The organism is Vibrio zhanjiangensis, assembly GCF_030161235.1.
Lineage (GTDB): Bacteria > Pseudomonadota > Gammaproteobacteria > Enterobacterales > Vibrionaceae > Vibrio > Vibrio zhanjiangensis.
Map to the genome: position 1 here is coordinate 90015 of NZ_BSPW01000021.1, position 18204 is coordinate 108218.

Annotated in this window: 15 protein-coding genes; all 15 read left to right on the forward strand. The window is 43.8% G+C overall.

Features of this window, described 5'->3' with window-relative positions; translation table 11 throughout:
- Nucleotides 1–39: 39 nt before the first annotated feature.
- A complete protein-coding gene (frr, locus tag QQK21_RS05335; RefSeq protein WP_284191157.1) occupies nt 40–597 on the forward strand; it encodes a ribosome recycling factor in 558 nt (185 codons plus the stop codon).
- 96 nt (nt 598–693) lie between these two features.
- Complete coding sequence (gene uppS / locus QQK21_RS05340; protein WP_284191158.1) at nt 694–1449, forward strand: undecaprenyl pyrophosphate synthase; 756 nt, start codon at nt 694–696, stop codon at nt 1447–1449.
- Between the two features lie 10 nt (nt 1450–1459).
- Nucleotides 1460–2302 carry a phosphatidate cytidylyltransferase gene (locus QQK21_RS05345; RefSeq protein WP_284191159.1) on the forward strand — a complete coding sequence of 281 codons (843 nt, stop codon included), beginning with the start codon at nt 1460–1462 and terminating at the stop codon, nt 2300–2302.
- Nucleotides 2303–2350: 48 nt separating this feature from the next.
- Nucleotides 2351–3559 carry a 1-deoxy-D-xylulose-5-phosphate reductoisomerase gene (gene ispC, locus QQK21_RS05350; protein ID WP_284191160.1) on the forward strand — a complete coding sequence of 403 codons (1209 nt, stop codon included), beginning with the start codon at nt 2351–2353 and terminating at the stop codon, nt 3557–3559.
- Nucleotides 3556–4914 (forward strand): sigma E protease regulator RseP, encoded by a 1359-nt coding sequence (gene rseP, locus QQK21_RS05355; protein WP_284191161.1) that lies wholly within the window; start codon nt 3556–3558, stop codon nt 4912–4914. Before ispC ends, rseP begins: the two co-directional genes overlap by 4 nt.
- Before the next feature lie 38 nt (nt 4915–4952).
- Nucleotides 4953–7355 (forward strand): outer membrane protein assembly factor BamA, encoded by a 2403-nt coding sequence (gene bamA, locus QQK21_RS05360; protein ID WP_284191162.1) that lies wholly within the window; start codon nt 4953–4955, stop codon nt 7353–7355.
- A gap of 26 nt (nt 7356–7381) precedes the next feature.
- On the forward strand, nt 7382–7882 hold the full coding sequence (locus QQK21_RS05365) for an OmpH/Skp family outer membrane protein (protein ID WP_284191356.1): 501 nt from the start codon (nt 7382–7384) through the stop codon (nt 7880–7882).
- A 6-nt stretch (nt 7883–7888) separates the two neighbouring features.
- Nucleotides 7889–8920 (forward strand): UDP-3-O-(3-hydroxymyristoyl)glucosamine N-acyltransferase, encoded by a 1032-nt coding sequence (gene lpxD, locus QQK21_RS05370; RefSeq protein WP_284191163.1) that lies wholly within the window; start codon nt 7889–7891, stop codon nt 8918–8920.
- Nucleotides 8921–9075: 155 nt separating this feature from the next.
- On the forward strand, nt 9076–9528 hold the full coding sequence (gene fabZ, locus QQK21_RS05375) for a 3-hydroxyacyl-ACP dehydratase FabZ (protein ID WP_284191164.1): 453 nt from the start codon (nt 9076–9078) through the stop codon (nt 9526–9528).
- A gap of 1 nt (nt 9529) precedes the next feature.
- On the forward strand, nt 9530–10318 hold the full coding sequence (gene lpxA / locus QQK21_RS05380) for an acyl-ACP--UDP-N-acetylglucosamine O-acyltransferase (protein ID WP_284191165.1): 789 nt from the start codon (nt 9530–9532) through the stop codon (nt 10316–10318).
- An 86-nt stretch (nt 10319–10404) separates the two neighbouring features.
- Entirely contained in the window at nt 10405–11553 is a 1149-nt protein-coding gene (lpxB, locus tag QQK21_RS05385) for a lipid-A-disaccharide synthase (protein WP_284191166.1), read from the forward strand.
- A complete protein-coding gene (gene rnhB, locus QQK21_RS05390) occupies nt 11550–12167 on the forward strand; it encodes a ribonuclease HII (RefSeq protein ID WP_284191167.1) in 618 nt (205 codons plus the stop codon). Before lpxB ends, rnhB begins: the two co-directional genes overlap by 4 nt.
- A 69-nt stretch (nt 12168–12236) precedes the next feature.
- Nucleotides 12237–15716, forward strand: a complete 3480-nt coding sequence (gene dnaE / locus QQK21_RS05395) for a DNA polymerase III subunit alpha (RefSeq protein ID WP_284191168.1) — start codon at nt 12237–12239, stop codon at nt 15714–15716.
- Nucleotides 15717–15753: 37 nt separating this feature from the next.
- Nucleotides 15754–16713 (forward strand): acetyl-CoA carboxylase carboxyl transferase subunit alpha, encoded by a 960-nt coding sequence (accA, locus tag QQK21_RS05400; RefSeq protein ID WP_284191169.1) that lies wholly within the window; start codon nt 15754–15756, stop codon nt 16711–16713.
- A gap of 159 nt (nt 16714–16872) precedes the next feature.
- Nucleotides 16873–18192, forward strand: coding sequence for a tRNA lysidine(34) synthetase TilS (gene tilS, locus QQK21_RS05405; protein ID WP_284191170.1), 1320 nt, complete (start codon nt 16873–16875; stop codon nt 18190–18192).
- Nucleotides 18193–18204 lie beyond the last annotated feature (12 nt).

Here is an 18204-nt window from a genome sequence, read left to right on the forward strand (position 1 = left end):
CTTTCTTCTAAAAAAGAATGACACATTTAAGGTGATATTGTGATTAATCAAATCAAACAAGACGCTCAAGAGCGCATGGAAAAAAGCGTAGAAGCGCTTAAAAATAACCTTTCAAAAGTACGCACTGGCCGAGCGCATCCTAGCCTGTTGTCTGGTATTTCGGTTGAATACTATGGTGCACCTACGCCCTTAAACCAAGTTGCTAACGTTGTTGCGGAAGATGCACGTACGCTGGCCATTACGGTATTTGACAAAGAGCTAGCGCCGAAAGTAGAAAAAGCGATTATGATGTCAGACTTAGGGCTTAACCCAATGTCAGCTGGAACGATTATTCGAGTTCCTCTTCCTCCTCTTACGGAAGAACGCCGTAAAGACTTGGTGAAAATTGTGCGTGGTGAAGCCGAGGGTGGACGCGTTGCTATTCGTAACATTCGTCGTGACGCAAATGGTGAATTAAAAGCTCTTCTAAAAGATAAAGAAATTTCTGAAGATGAAGATCGTAAAGCGCAAGATGAGATTCAAAAAATCACTGATGCGGCTGTAAAAAAAGTCGACGAAGCTCTTGCATCTAAAGAAAAAGAGTTAATGGAAGTTTAATTACATTCATACTCTCAATATAGAGAACGCTGTGCTCGCAGTACAGCGTTTTTTTATGCTACTCTTTAGCTCCTGCTGATAACCTTAAACCCTTGTATGCAAAACACTCAACTATCATCAGAATTACTTCCCAAGCATATTGCTATTATTATGGATGGCAATGGACGCTGGGCAAAGGCGCAGGGTAAACCACGCGTCTTCGGCCATAAAAATGGTGTTTCTGCGGTAAGAAAAACCATTTCCACATCGGCTAAACTAGGCATAAAAGCCGTCACCTTGTTTGCGTTCAGCAGCGAAAATTGGCGTCGTCCAGAAGAAGAAGTCGGTGTTCTTATGGAGCTATTTATTACCGTTTTATCTACGGAAGTTAAGACGCTGCATAAAAATAACCTGCGCTTGCGTGTGATTGGTGACAAAAGTCGATTTAACCAACGATTGCAAAAAAAGATCGCTCAAGCCGAAGCGTTGACTGATGGTAACACGGGCATGGTGATCAACATAGCGGCCAATTATGGGGGTAAGTGGGATATCGTCGAGGCGACCAAGAGTATTGCCTCCAAAGTCGCAAGTGGTCAATTAGATGCTGCTGATGTCACTGAAGATTTGATTACATCGCATTTGACTATGGCGGATTTACCTGAAGTTGATTTATTGATACGAACCAGTGGCGAATGTCGAATCAGTAACTTTATGCTTTGGCAGATGGCTTATGCCGAAATCTACTTTACGCCTATCTATTGGCCAGAGTTTGACGAAGAGAGCCTAATAGAGGCTGTGACATGGTTTGTTAATCGGGAGAGACGTTTTGGTTGTACCGGTGAGCAAATTAAACAACTGATTGAGAGCCATTAAGGGTTTAAGTTTGAAACAACGGATTATTACAGCGCTAATTCTTGCTCCTGCGGTTATTCTAGGTATTTTCAAGCTGCCATTAGCACTATTTATGCTGGCTGTCGCTATGGTGACATGTTTAGGCTATTGGGAGTGGACTCAGTTTGTGGAGTCTAAAACTCGGCTGATAGCATTGATACCCAGCATTGCTATCAGTGCCATTACCTTGGCGATGATTCCTTTTGATGCCAGAAGTCTCAGTTCATTGACTGATGCGCACTTTATTATGCTAGCGATTGGGAGTATTTGGTGGATCATATCCAGTTGCTTGGTGCTTTCTTTTCCTCGCTCTTCCAAACTTTGGCAGGATTCTAATTGGCTAAGACACTTATTCGGCGTACTGACTCTTTTACCTTTTTTCTGGAGTATTTTATTACTCAGAGCTCAAGGTATCTATGCGGATAGTTATCACGGAGCTAAACTTGTACTCTTTGTTTGCTTTATTGTTTGGGCAGCAGACAGCGGCGCTTATTTCTGTGGGAAAAATTTTGGTAAGCGTAAGATGGCGCCTCAGGTCAGTCCCAATAAAACGATAGAAGGCCTCATTGGCGGAATTATTACCGCTATATTGGTGGGCTGGGGAACTGCGGTTTGGTTTAATATCGAGTTTAGTAACTCTTTTGCTATGGTAATCATTACGCTTATCACTGTGGTTATTTCAGTGCTGGGTGATCTTGTTGAAAGTATGTTTAAACGCGTTTCGGGTATCAAAGATAGTGGTAAGATTCTACCAGGGCATGGGGGAGTACTAGATCGAGTTGACAGCTTGACAGCGGCTTTTCCTGTATTCACACTTCTTTATTTCTTATTCTAATTGCAAAGGTAGACTTTGCTCTACCTGATTAATATTACTGGTTTTTTTATGCGCAAGCTGACAATTTTAGGTGCAACGGGCTCCATTGGTGAGAGCACTTTAAAAGTGATAGAACATAACCCGTACGAGTTTTCTATTGTCGCGCTAGTCGCGGGAACCAATGTCGGGAAAATGCGTCAGTTGTGTCAACAATGGCGGCCTAAATATGCCGTTATGGCGTGTAAAAATGCGGCGTTACAGCTCCGTAATCAACTTCAAGAGCTCAAGTTGCCAACCCAAGTATTGGCGGGACAAGAAGCGATTGTTCATGTGGCTTCGTTTGATGAGGTTGACACTGTGATGTCAGCCATCGTTGGGGCGGTTGGTCTTATACCAACCATGGCGGCGATTAAAGCGGGCAAGAGAGTCTTGCTTGCCAATAAGGAAGCCTTGGTCATGTCTGGCCAACTATTTATGGATGCGGTTAAAGAATCTGGCGCCGAGCTTATGCCTGTGGATAGCGAGCACAACGCCATTTTCCAGTGTTTGCCTGAATCCATCCAAACTAATTTAGGCAATTGCGATTTGAGTCGTCATGGTATTCAGCATATTGTCCTGACTGGCTCCGGAGGGCCATTTCGTTACAGCGATATAGACGAATTATCGAATGTAACACCAGAGCAGGCGCTTGCTCATCCAAATTGGTGTATGGGGCCTAAAATTTCGGTAGATTCAGCGAGTATGATGAATAAAGGCTTGGAATATATTGAAGCTCGGTGGTTATTCAATGCCAATAGAGAGCAACTGAAAGTTCTGATTCATCCTCAGTCAGTGATTCACTCTATGGTTCAGTATAAAGATGGCTCTTTACTGGCCCAAATGGGAAATCCTGATATGGCTACGCCTATTTCTTACACACTGGCTTACCCTGAAAGAGTGTTCACTGGCGTTTCATCTATTGATTTTACTCAAGTTGGTCAGTTGACCTTTCTCGAACCAGATTATAAAAAATACCCTTGTTTGAAACTCGCAATTGATGCGTGTTATGAAGGCCAACATGCCACAACGGCTCTCAATGCCGCCAACGAAGTGGCAGTAGAGTCCTTTCTGGCGCACCAATTAAAATTCACCGATATTGCTGCTGTTAATGAGCGAGTTGCAAGTCATATCTGCGGCAAGACTCGTCAGTCAGACTGTCATAGCTTGGAAAGCGTCATAGAGCTCGATAGAATGGCGAGAGCATTGGCTGTTGAAACAATTAAAGAGTGTACATCATGACCGACATTTTATGGAATTTTGCTTCCTTTATTATCGCCCTTGGCATCCTTGTCGCGGTGCATGAGTTCGGTCATTTTTGGGTTGCGCGTCGCTGTGGTGTGAAAGTTGAGAAGTTCTCTATTGGTTTTGGTAAATCAATTTGGAGTAAAACTGGCCAAGATGGTACCGAGTACAGTTTGTCAGTGATACCTCTGGGGGGGTACGTTAAAATGCTTGATGGCCGAGTCGATGATGTCCCTGCAGAGCAAAGGGGGCAAGCATTTGATACCCAACCTTTGTGGAAAAGGACATCGATAGTTGCCGCGGGGCCCGCATTTAATTTTTTCTTTGCTGTATTTGCTTACTGGTTAGTTTTTCTCATTGGTGTACCTGCAGTTAAACCTGTGATTGGTCAAGTGCAACCTAACTCAATAGCGGCAAGAGCTGGCTTAGAATCCAATATGGAACTTAAATCAGTCTCTGGCGTCAAAACACCGGATTGGGAATCAGTTAACATGGGATTGATTTCTCATATTGGTGATAAGCAGATGACTTTGACTGTTGCACCAGCGGATGAGTTTGGCATCGAGGAGATTAAGACACTGGATTTGACTGATTGGAGTTTTGATCCAGAAGTTGAATCTGCGATGTCTTCATTGGGTTTTCAGCCATTTACACCTGAAATTTCCACTCAGTTAACCTCTGTAACCGCTGGTGGCGCTGGTGATGCAGCGGGTCTAATGGCTGGAGACAAACTACTGTCAGCCAATGATACGCCTTTGACTGATTGGCAGCAGGTGGTTGAACTTGTGCAAAATAGCCCAAACCAGATGATTAGCCTAGTGGTTGAGCGAAATGGTGAAACGCTAAATCTGACTTTGATACCTGAGAGTCGGTCGGTATCAAACGATAGAGTCATTGGGTTTGCTGGAATTGCACCGCAAGTCGCAGAATGGCCGGAAAGCTATCGCTTCGACTTGCAATTTGGTGTATTTGAATCAGTCGGAAAAGCAGTTGAAAAGACCGGACAAGTGATAGGCCTGACAGTCAGTATGCTGAAAAAGCTGATTGTTGGGGATGTTGGATTGAATAATCTCAGCGGCCCGATTTCAATCGCTAAAGGTGCAGGTACGACAGCTGATTATGGTTTAGTGTACTTTCTGGGTTTTCTGGCGTTAATTAGCGTTAACTTAGGCATTATTAATCTTGTTCCTCTACCCATGCTAGATGGTGGACACTTGATGTTTTTTGCTGTCGAAGCTGTGACTAGACGCCCTGTCCCAGAACGTGTTCAAGACATGGGCTACCGCATCGGCGGTGCGATTATTTTTTCTCTTATGGCAGTAGCAATATTCAATGATTTTGCTCGTTTGTAGTTGGGCAAAGCTTGTAGTAAGGAATAACTAAAACAAATATGGCGATGAATAAAATTCTGTTTGCAACGCTATTGGCAACGAGCGTCGCTGCGAACGGGGCCGAAGACTTTGTTGTAGAAGATATCCAAATCGATGGATTACAGCGTGTTGCACTGGGTGCGGCTTTGTTAAAGATGCCAGTACGTGTTGGAGACACCATAGGTAGTCAAGATGTGTCCGATATTATTAAGGCCTTATATGCTTCTGGAAACTTTGAAGATATCAAAGTGTTACGAGATGGCAACCAACTCCTTGTTCAAGTTAAGGAGCGTCCTACGATTGCCAGTATTTCATTTTCTGGTAACAAGGCAATAAAAGAAGAGCAGTTACAGCAAAATCTTGATGCCTCTGGAATCCGCGTTGGCGAAGCGCTTGACCGAACAACTTTATCAAATATTGAGAAAGGGTTAGAAGACTTCTATTACAGTGTTGGTAAATATAATGCAACGGTTAAAGCGGTTGTAACTCCTTTACCCCGTAATCGTTCTGATCTTAAGTTTGTATTTTCCGAAGGTGTATCAGCAAAAATACAGCAGATTAATTTCCTTGGTAATAAGGCCTTCAGCGATGAAGAGCTGTTAAGCCGATTTAATCTTAATGTTGATGTTTCTTGGTGGAACTTTCTATCAGATGATAAGTATCAAAAACAAGTATTAGCAGGCGATTTAGAGGCCTTAAAGTCCTATTACTTAGATCGTGGCTACCTAAAGTTCAAACTCGATTCAACGCAAGTTGCTATATCTCCGGATAAGAAAGGGGTTTATATCACATTAGCTGTCAACGAGGGGCTTCCTTACACGATTAAGGATGTGAAGTTTCGAGGAGAGTTGATTGGCAAAGAAGCCGAATTTGAAGCACTTGTGCCATTTGCAAATGGTGATGTTTATAATGGTTCACAGGTCACGCGTTTAGAGGAAGGTGTTAAGCGCGTTCTTGGAGAAGCTGGATATGCTTATCCTCAAGTACGCACCATTCCAGAATTTGATGATGAAAATCAGCAGGTGTCTCTTGTCGTAAACGTAGAAGCAGGTAACCGAATTTATGTGCGTGACATACGTTTTGTTGGCAATAACGCAACCAAAGATGAAGTACTGCGCCGAGAAATGCGCCAAATGGAAGGCAGCTGGTTAAATTCAAAATCTATTGAAACGGGCAAAAAACGCCTCAATCGCTTAGGTTTTTTTGAAACGGTTGATGTACAGACTGTTCGAGTGCCGGGAAGCGATGATCAGGTTGATCTCGTATACAGTGTTAAAGAGGCAAACTCCGGCAGTGTGAATTTCGGAATTGGCTACGGTACTGAATCGGGTGTGAGCTTCCAAGTTGGATTACAACAGGATAACTTTTTAGGTTCTGGGAATCGAGTTGGCATCAGTGCAATGATGAATGATTACCAGCAAAATGTAAGCCTTGACTATACCGATCCGTATTGGAATCTGGATGGCGTCAGTTTAGGTGGGAAGATTTTCTACAATACATTTGAAGCCTCTGATGCTGGGATTATCGATTATACCAACGAAAGCTATGGTACGAGTTTAACTTGGGGTTTTCCTATCAATGAATTGACCAAGTTGCAGTTTGGTGTAGGGTATACTCACAATAAAATTGGCAACGTCCCAACGTATGACCAAGCTCAGCTTTTTGCTCAAAGCATCGGTCAGCCAGAAGGGGATATATTAACCAATGATTTTGATGTCAGCGCAGCTTGGATTCGGAGCAATCTCAATAAAGGTTTCTTCCCTACGGCAGGTAACTATCAAAAAGCGTCTGCTAAAGTGACGGTACCCGGCTCTGATGCTCAATATTTTAAGCTAGACTATGAAGTTCGTCAGTATTTCCCATTGACGAAAAAACATGAGTTTACTTTGTTGATGCGTGGCAGGCTCGGCTATGGAAATGGCTATGGGCAAACTGATGGGAATGACAACTTATTCCCATTCTATGAAAACTATTACGCGGGTGGATTTTCTTCATTACGAGGCTTTAGCTCCCGTTCTGCAGGACCTAAAGCAGTGTATACCACCAATGGTGGAGCATGTGGAAACAATGGTTGTGTAGATGTAACGGACGATTCGGTTGGTGGTAATGCCATCGCTACAGCAAGTATGGAGTTAATTGTTCCAACGCCATTTGCATCTGATGAGGCGAGAAGTCAGATTCGTACCAGCTTATTTATTGATGCTGCCAGTGTTTGGGATACGGAATTTAACTACCGAGAAGGTGTGAGCAATCCGATTTATGGCGATTATTCAGATCCCACAAGCTATCGATCGTCGTATGGCGTGGCCTTACAGTGGATGTCCCCCATGGGGCCATTAGTTTTTTCCGTAGCGAAACCAATGAAAATTTACGAAGGTGATGATGAAGAATTCTTCACTTTCACCATCGGTAGAACCTTCTAAATATAGAGGAATATAAAGTGAACAAAATGATTAAAGCGGCTGGCCTTAGCCTATTGTTAATGACGACATCTCTTTTTGCTAATGCCGCGGGGAGTACGCAAAAAATTGGCTATATCAATACGGCTCAAGTCTTTCAGGCTCTCCCCCAACGTGAAGTCGTGCTACAAAAAATGCAAAAAGAGTTCAAAGATAAAGCAGACGAGCTAAAGTCAATTCAGGCTGAAGCAAAAACTAAGATCGAGAAACTCAAACGAGATGGTGAACTCCTAGGCCCAGAGGAAGTTGAAAAGCTTCGCGTTGATATTGCCAAACTGGATAGTGAGTACAAAATTAAAGGACAAGCGCTAGAGAAAGCCTCGGCTCGCCGTGAAGCGGAAGAAAAGCAGAAGTTATTCAAGGTCATTCAAGATGCTGTGAAAAAAGTCGCAGAAAAAGAAGGTTACGATATTGTTGTTGATATTCAAACCATGCAATACGGTAAACCTGAATATAATCTTTCTGAAAAAGTCATTAACGCACTTAAGTAACTCACTATGGCAACGCTTACTTTAGCCGAACTGGCAACGATCACCGGTGGAAAACTATACGGTAATGAGCAAGCACTCGTTACTATGGTGTCCCCTATGGAAAAGGCGCAGGATGGAGACGTTACTTTCCTGTCCAATCCTAAATATGCAAAACACCTCGCTGACTGCCAAGCAACAGTGATTATGGTGAAGGAAGCTCAGCGTGAGTTGTGCCCGAGTAACGTTCTTGTGGTGGATGACCCATACGTTGCGTTTGCAAAAGTCGCGCAAGCTTTAGACACAACACCCGTGCCAGCCGAGGGAATCGCCCCATCTGCTGTTATCTCATCTGATGCTGAGATTGGAGAAGGTGTGTCAATTGGGGCAAACGCTGTCATAGAGGCTGGAGTTCGCCTTGCTGAAAATGTGGTGATTGGCGCTGGTTGCTTTGTTGGCAAAAATGCTCAAATTGGTGCCAACACGAAACTTTGGGCAAATGTCAGTATTTACCATGATGTGATTATTGGCTCTGATTGTCTTGTCCAAGCCAATACAGTTATTGGTTCTGACGGTTTTGGCTACGCCAATGAAAAAGGCGAATGGATCAAGATTCCCCAGCTAGGAACGGTTAAAATTGGCAACCGAGTGGAAATCGGTTCGTGTACCACAATCGATCGTGGTGCGCTAGAAGATACCATTATCGAAGACAATGTTATTATCGATAACCAAATGCAGATAGCGCATAATGTACACATCGGATATGGCACGGCTATGGCTGGTGGTACCATCGTTGCTGGCAGTACTACTATAGGTAAATATTGCATGATCGGTGGGGCGAGTGTTTTAAACGGCCACATTGAGATTGCAGATGGTGTGACGATTACCGGTATGGGGATGGTGATGCGAAGTATCGACCAGAAAGGTATGTATTCTTCAGGTATTCCTTTGCAACCCAATAAAGAATGGCGAAAAACCGCAGCGCGTGTTCATCGTATAGATGATATGAATAAACGACTTAAGGCGTTAGAAAAACAACTAGAAGTTGATAGTGACGTTTGATCGCCGTTTGACTGAAAGACTCGCGTAAGGGGACTTTCCCTAACATACTGAGAGTAGGCCTATTCTATTTTTAATAGAGGGCTTACTTAGCATATCAAAATGACTTGGTTGTAATACCTGCCAGTTTATTTAGCATTCAATATAGGAAAATGACTTTGACTACTGAAAACAAAACGATGAACATCACTGAAATTCAAGAATTGTTACCTCATCGTTATCCTTTTTTACTTATTGATCGTGTGATTGACTTCCAAGAGGAAAAGTATCTTACGGCGATTAAAAATGTTTCAGTGAACGAACCACAATTTACCGGTCATTTCCCACAACTTCCCGTGTTTCCTGGCGTCTTAATTTTGGAAGCGATGGCTCAAGCAACGGGATTACTGGCGTTTAAATCTTTTGGTGCTCCTTCTGAAAATGAGCTTTACTATTTTGCTAGCGTTGATGGTGCTAAATTTCGCAAGCCAGTGACACCTGGTGATCAGCTTGTAATCCAAGTGGAATTTGTTAAGGAGCGCCGTGGTATTGCTGCTTTCAATGGTGTAGCCAAAGTCGATGGTGAAGTGGTTTGTTCTGCTGAACTCAAGTGCGCACGTCGAGAGTTTTAATATGATACATAAAACTGCCAAGATTCATCCGGCTGCCGTCATCGAGGGTGATGTAAATATTGCGGCAAATGTCACCGTAGGACCATTTACTTACATTTCAGGCAACATCGAAATTGGTGAGGGGACAGAAATTATGTCCCATGTGGTGATCAAAGGTCACACGAAAATTGGTAGTGAGAATCGTATTTTTCCTCATGCTGTCGTCGGTGAAGAAAACCAAGATAAAAAGTACGGTGGAGAAGACACCACGGTTGTGATTGGTCACCGCAATGTGATTCGTGAGGCGGTTCAAATTCACAGAGGTACAGTACAAGACAAAGCGTCTACCGTCATTGGTGATGATAACCTACTTTGCGTTAATGCCCACATTGCTCATGATGTTATTGTTGGGAACAATACCCATTTAGGTAACAACTCGATACTTGGTGGTCATGTTACTGTGGAAGACTTTGCTGGTGTTATGGCGTTGTCTGCCATTCACCCATTTTGTAAAGTAGGGGCGTACAGCTATATCGGCGGATGTTCTGGGGTTGTTAAGGATGTGCCACCTTATGTGCTAGCTCAAGGAAATCACGCGACTCCATTTGGTTTGAACTTGGTTGGCTTGCAAAGAAATGGTTTTGAAAAAGCTGAGTTGCGTGCATTGCGCAACGCTTACAAAGAATTTTATCGTGCAGGCAAAACTCAAGCTGAAGCAATACAAACCTTACAGGTAATGGCCAAAGATTGGCCTTCAATTCAACATTTTATTGATTTTGTAGAAACTTCTGAGCGTGGCGTTATTCGCTAATACAGTGTGAATAATTTAGAAAGAGATCGCACATCATATTGCGATCTCTTTTACTTTTTTGGCATAGATAAAAAGGTAATGCAGTGATGGAGAAACCATTACGAGTCGGTATTGTTGCTGGAGAGCTTTCCGGGGATACTCTGGGAGAGGGCTTAATCCAAGCGATCAAGCAAATCTATCCAAATGCAGAGTTTGTCGGTATTGGCGGACCTAAAATGATATCTCAAGGCTGTGAATCCTTATTTGACATGGAAGAGCTTGCTGTGATGGGCTTAGTGGAAGTGCTTGGACGCTTGCCACGTTTGTTAAAAGTAAAAGCCGAATTAGTCCGTTACTTCACTGACAATCCACCAGATGTGTTTGTCGGGATTGATGCTCCAGATTTTAATCTACGCTTAGAACTTGATCTTAAAAATGCAGGTATCAAAACCGTGCATTATGTGAGCCCCTCGGTTTGGGCGTGGCGACAAAAACGAATTGTTAAAATTGAAGCTGCAACTCACTTGGTGTTGGCATTTCTGCCTTTTGAAAAAGCATTTTACGACAAGTATCAGGTTCCCTGTGAATTTATTGGCCATACCTTGGCAGATTCCATCCCGCTTGAGTCACCCAAAGCCCCCGCACGTGACTTACTTGGCCTTGAGCAAGATAAAACTTGGCTTGCTGTATTACCAGGAAGCCGTGGTAGCGAACTTAAGATGCTCGCTGAGCCTTTTATTAAGACTTGTAAACGGTTAAATAAACAACATCCAGAAATGGGCTTTGTGGTTGCTTTGGTCAATGAAAAGCGCCGAATTCAATTTGAGCAGGCTTGGCAAGCACTTGCACCAGAGCTTGACTTCAGATTAGTTAATGATACCGCGCGCAATGTGATCACAGCGTCCGATGCTGTAATGCTTGCTTCTGGAACGGTTGCTTTGGAATGCATGCTCATTAAACGCCCTATGGTTGTTGGCTATCGCGTTAATGCTATGACGGCCTTTCTTGCAAAGCGCATGCTTAAAACGAAGTATGTGTCTTTACCCAATATTTTAGCCAATGAAGAGCTAGTGACTGAGCTGCTGCAAGATGCCTGTACGCCGGAAAATTTAGAGATCGAAGTTGAGAAATTATTTAGTGGCCGAGGTGAGAGGATGCTTGAACGTTTTACCCAAATGCATCATTGGATTCGCAAAGATGCCGATACTCAAGCCGCTCATGCCGTGCTAAAACTCATAGACAGATTACCATCATGAACGAAAAAAATACGCTTGTTGCGGAGTTTCAATACCCAATTGGGTATAAACAAATTGCGGGTGTCGATGAAGTTGGACGCGGCCCTTTGGTCGGTGATGTGGTGACCGCCGCTGTTATTCTTGATCCAAACCAACCCATTGATGGGTTAAATGATTCAAAAAAGCTGACAGAAAAAAAACGCTTGGCTTTATTTCCTCAAATTTTAGATAAGGCACTGGCATGGTCCGTAGGGCGATGCTCACACGCAGAGATCGATCAATACAATATTCTCAATGCCACATTGATTGCGATGCAAAGAGCGATTGAGGGATTAAACATCACTCCAGACTTTGTCTTAATTGATGGTAATCGAGTGCCTAAGCTTCCCATGGATGCCTTAGCTGTAGTCAAAGGTGACATGCGTGTCGCTGAAATTAGTGCAGCATCTATTGTGGCTAAGGTCGTTCGCGATCAAGAAATGGAAGAGCTTGACAAACTGCATCCTCAGTTTGGTTTTGCAAAGCATAAAGGCTATCCAACCAAAGCGCATTTTGCTGCCATTGAGCAATATGGTGTGATTGAACAACACAGAAAAAGCTTTAAGCCTGTAAAAAAAGCTTTGGGTTTGATTTAGTCGACTTTTTTCGGTATCACATACAATACTTTTGCTTTTCTTTTGACTCAGCTCAGTTGCGGAATATTCATGTCAGAACCTAAATTTATTCATCTCAAAGTTCACAGCGACTTTTCCATGGTTGACGGCCTTTCCAAAGTACCGCCATTGGTAAAAAAAGTTGCGGAGATGGGCATGCCAGCGGTGGCGTTAACCGACTTTACTAATCTATGTGGTTTGGTCAAGTTCTATGGCACAGCGCATGGATGTGGTGTGAAGCCTATCATTGGCGCAGACTTTGCGCTTCAATCCGCAGAATTTGCAGATGAGTTAACTCGCCTCACTATATTGGCTTCTGACAATCAAGGGTATAAAAACCTTACTTTGTTGATTTCCAAAGCTTACTTGCGTGGGCATGTACAGCATCAACCTGTAATTGATAAAGAATGGTTAGTTGAGCTCTCTTCTGGGCTGATTATTTTATCTGGGGGAAAAAATGGTGAGATAGGTAAAGCCTTACTCAAAGGGAATGTTAGAGTCGCTCAGCAATGCGCGCATTTTTACCGCCAACATTTTGCCGATTGTTTTTATCTCGAGCTCACGCGCACGGGGCGAGCCGATGAGGAGACTTACCTACATTTTGCTCTCGATTTTGCACAAGATGAGCAATTACCTGTCGTCGCCACCAACGATGTTGTTATTTTGGATGAGTCAACCTTTGATGCGCATGAAATTCGTGTTGCGATTCATGATGGCTATACGCTCGAAGATCCTCGCCGCCCTAAAAACTACAGTGCTCAGCAATATTTGCGTAGCGAAGAGGAAATGTGTGCGCTTTTTGCAGATATTCCAGAGGCGCTGGAAAATAGCGTTGAAATTGCTAAGCGCTGTAATGTCACTGTGCGTTTAGGCGAGTATTTTCTGCCTGCCTTCCCAACCGATGGCATGGAAGAAACGGAATTCTTGATTAAAAAATCACAACAAGGTTTAGAAGAGCGCCTTGAGTTTCTCTTTCCTGATGAAAATCTTCGTGCCCAGCGCCGCCCTGAATACGATGAAAGGTTACAGGTCGAGCTGGAAGTCATTAATAATATGGGATTTCCCGGCTATTTCTTGATCGTGATGGAGTTCATCCAGTGGTCAAAAGATAACGATATCCCTGTCGGACCAGGCCGAGGATCTGGTGCGGGCTCTCTAGTGGCTTATGCACTTAAGATCACGGATCTCGACCCCTTGGAGTATGACTTACTCTTTGAGCGTTTTTTGAATCCAGAACGTATATCGATGCCAGATTTTGATGTCGACTTTTGCATGGATAAACGCGATCAAGTCATTGATCACGTTGCTGAAATGTATGGAAGAGATGCGGTATCTCAGATCATTACCTTTGGTACTATGGCTGCCAAAGCTGTTATCCGTGATGTGGGGCGCGTATTAGGGCATCCCTTTGGTTTTGTTGATCGTATTTCAAAAATGGTACCGCCAGATCCAGGAATGACACTGGATAAAGCATTCGTCGCTGAGCCTGCTCTTGCTGAGTTGTATGAAGCCGATGAGGAAGTTAAAGAACTCATCGATATGTGCCGCATTCTTGAAGGCTGTACACGTAATGCGGGTAAGCATGCTGGAGGCGTGGTGATTTCCCCCACCACTATCACAGATTTTGCACCGATTTATGCTGATGCAGAAGGAAATTATCCAGTTACTCAGTTCGATAAGAATGACGTCGAAACGGCTGGCTTAGTGAAGTTTGATTTTCTTGGTTTGCGCACGCTGACAATTATTGATTGGGCTCTTGCTCTGATCAACTCAAGGCTCGAAAAGCAAGGACAGCAGCCTGTTCGTATCGAATCTATTCCTCTTGATGATGATGCCTCTTTCCAGCTGTTGCAGAACGCAGAAACCACGGCGGTATTCCAGCTTGAATCTCGCGGAATGAAAGAGCTCATTAAGCGTCTGAAACCGGACTGTTTTGAAGATATTATCGCTTTGGTGGCCTTGTTTCGACCAGGGCCTCTTCAGTCAGGCATGGTGGACAACTTTATCGACCGTAAACATGGCCGAGAGGCCATTTCATACCCAGATGAAACATGGCAGCATGAGTCGCTGAAAGAAACACTTGAGCCGACATACGGGATTATCCTGTACCAAGAGCAAGTTATGCAGATTGCTCAGATTCTTGCAGGCTATACCTTAGGTGGTGCAGATATGCTGCGCCGCGCTATGGGTAAGAAAAAGCCGGAGGAAATGGCGAAGCAGCGGGCTGTGTTTGAAGAAGGCGCGATCAAAAATGGTGTAGATGGCGAGCTTGCAATGAAAATCTTCGATTTAGTAGAGAAGTTTGCAGGTTATGGTTTCAACAAATCGCACTCGGCGGCATATGCTTTGGTATCTTACCAAACGCTCTGGCTGAAAAAACACTACCCAGCAGAATTTATGGCTGCGGTTATGACGGCTGACATGGATAATACCGAAAAAGTCGTCGGTTTGGTCGATGAATGTTTGCGTATGAAGCTTAAGGTTTTACCTCCGGATATCAATTCAGGTCTGTACCGTTTCAATGTCGATGAAGAAGGGGCGATTGTTTACGGTATCGGAGCCATTAAAGGTGTCGGGGAAGGACCAATAGACGCAATTCTAGAAGCGCGCAATGCTGGGGGATATTTTAAAGATTTATTTGATTTTTGTGCCAGAATTGATCTGAAAAAAGTCAACAAGCGTGTGATTGAAAAGCTCATTTATGCTGGGGCACTGGATAGGCTTGGGCCACACCGCGCGGCCATGATGGCATCATTGGACGATGCGGTGAAAGCGGCGAGTCAGTATCATCAAGCTGAAGCCTTTGGTCAAAATGATTTATTTGGCGTGCTCACTGAGACGGCAGAAGAGGTTGAACATAAATATACTAAGGTCCCTGCTTGGCCAGAAAAAGTTTGGTTGGAGGGAGAACGTGATACACTAGGCCTCTATTTAACTGGGCATCCAGTTAATGCCTACATAAAGGAATTGGGTAAGTATACTAGCTATCGATTAAAAGACGCTACGCCGACGCGGCGAGATCAAAGCGTGACGGTGGCAGGTTTAGTTATCGCGGCTAGAGTGATGACCACAAAGCGTGGTAACCGTATTGGAATTATGACGCTTGATGACCGCAGTGGTCGAATGGAAGTGATGCTGTTTTCTGACGCATTGGATCAATACGCAGAGCTACTTGAACAAGACAGAATTTTGGTTGTTTCAGGACAGGTCAGCTTTGATGATTTCAACGGTGGTCTTAAAATGACGGCACGAGAGGTTATGGATCTTGGCGCAGCTCGTGAAAAATACGCCCGAAGATTGTCGATATCTATGGAAGACTCTCAAATCGACGAGCAATTTTTTGAGCGCTTTAGTAACATACTAGAGCCTCATAAGGCAGGAAGTGTTCCTGTTCACATATATTACCAGCGCAGCAATGCAAGAGCTTGCTTAACACTGGGTACAGAGTGGCGCGTGACGCCAAGTGATGAATTAATAGACAATTTGAAGCAGCTGCTTGGTAATCATCAAGTAGAACTCGAATTTAACTAAGTTCGGCAAGCGATGCCGAATAAGAAAGGATCTATAGATGAGCCTGAACTTTTTAGAATTTGAAAAGCCGATTGCTGAATTAGAGGCAAAGATTGAAGCATTAAGAAGTGTTTCGCGCCATGGTGGTGACTCTGGTGTTGATCTAGAGAAAGAAATCGAGCAATTAGAAAAGAAAAGCTTAGAACTTAAAAAGAAAACCTTTAGCGATCTTGGTGCATGGGAAACGGCTCAGTTAGCTCGTCACCCTTTACGTCCATATACGCTTGATTACATTGAACATGTATTTACTGAGTTTGAAGAGTTAGCCGGTGATAGGGCGTACGCTGATGATAAAGCCATTGTTGGTGGTATGGCTCGTTTAGATGGCTGCCCTGTGATGATTATCGGTCATCAAAAAGGCCGTGAAACAAAAGAGAAAGTAAAGCGTAACTTTGGTATGCCCAAACCAGAAGGCTACCGTAAAGCGCTACGCTTAATGGAAACGGCACAGCGTTTTAACATGCCGATCATTACTTTTATTGATACAGCTGGCGCTTACCCTGGTGTCGGTGCTGAAGAGCGTGGGCAATCAGAAGCCATTGCAAAAAATTTAAAAGTCATGGCTGGACTTAAAGTGCCAGTGATCTGTAATGTTGTGGGTGAGGGTGGTTCAGGTGGTGCGCTTGCTATTGGTGTTGGCGACTACGTGAATATGTTGCAGTACTCGACTTACTCAGTTATTTCACCAGAAGGCTGTGCATCAATCTTATGGAGAGATTCAGATAAAGCCCCGCAAGCTGCTGAGGCCATGGGGCTTATTGCTCCGCGCTTAAAAGAGCTTGAGTTGATTGATGAAATCATTGAAGAGCCATTGGGCGGTGCGCATCGTGATCATATTCAAATGGCAGCGAATATGAAGGCCACTCTGATTAGACAATTGAATGAGCTTCAGCACTTTGATACCAACACGCTACTGGAGCGTCGTTATCAACGATTAATGAGCTATGGTTACTGTTAACCTGCCGCATTGCAAAGCAAAGGCTGAACTGAAGTTCGGCCTTTTTTATTGTTGATGTTAAACTAACTGTGGTCTGTATATTTGAGCAAAAGTAAGTCATTAAACGGCTTTATGCTCGATTAGGTATCTCGATTTAAAGTAAAATGGTCTCGTTTCTGTATGGATTTATACCCGCATTTTTCTTCGGTTATTCAGCAATGTATGCCAATTGATGGGCGTCTTGTCATTGCGCTCAGTGGTGGTGTGGATTCGAGAGTATTATTAGCGTTGGCTGCTCGATATCAACACGAATTTAAGCAAGCTTGTCTTGCTGTACATGTACATCATGGTTTAAGTTCTAACGCAGATCATTGGGCTGAGCAGTGCCGATTATGGTGTGCTGAAGAGGGGGTCTTATTTTACTTAGAGAAAGTCGCTTTAGAGCAAGGCGGCAAGAGTATTGAAGAAAGCGCTCGGGAAGCACGTTATCAAGCATTAAGATTGCACTTGCATGATGACGACGTGCTGCTCACTGGTCAGCATAGCGACGATCAAATCGAAACGTTCATGTTAGCATTAAAGCGAGGAAGTGGGCCTAAAGGGTTATCTTCTATGGCTCAATGTATGTCGTTTGGCAATGCTAAACTCGTACGTCCAATGCTTCATGTAAGCAGAGAAGATATCGAGCAGTACGCTCAACTTCATCATCTTGCTTGGGTCGAAGATGAGAGCAACCAAGATACACGATTTGACCGCAATTTTCTTCGTCATCAAGTGATTCCTGTTTTAACTGAACGTTGGCCTCATTTTGCGCAGTCTGTGCTGAGAAGTGCGCAGTTATGCGCGGAGCAAGAAACATTACTCAATGAGCTGCTATCGGAGCATTTGATGCACTCTTTGTATCAAGATGGCTCGATTGTCATTGATAAATTGTCACCGATGTCCTCTCTAATGCGCGGGCAGGTTTTAAGGATGTGGTTAGACGGGCAGCAAGCCAAAATGCCCAATCGAGGCTCACTAGAAAGAATTTGGCTAGAGGTCGCGCTGAGCCGTCATGATGCCAATCCTATCCTCTCTCTTGCTGATGGGCAAGTACGTCGATTTAACCAACGACTTTATTTCGTCAAACAGTGGCAAGAGTTGTCTCACTGGCAGCAGGGGATTCAATTTGATGCCGAGTTAGCTCTGCCTGAAAGCTTGGGGCGATTAACATTGCGATCTTGTGATCGAGGTGGCTTATCAAAAGCCGCACTTTCTCAAGCGCCTCTGCGGATCATTTTTGAACCACAAAGTTTAAGTGCTAAACCTTGTGGGCGTAACCACAGCCGTAAACTAAAGAAATTATTTCAAGAATACGATGTTCCGAGCTGGCAAAGACGTCGACTACCTATCCTCATGTGTGGTGATAAAGTTGCAGCTGTCGCAGGACTCTTCATTGATTCTGATTTTGTGGGTCAAGATTGTGAACTTGTTTGGAACAAATCCGTAGTAGATGTGTAAATATTCTTTACA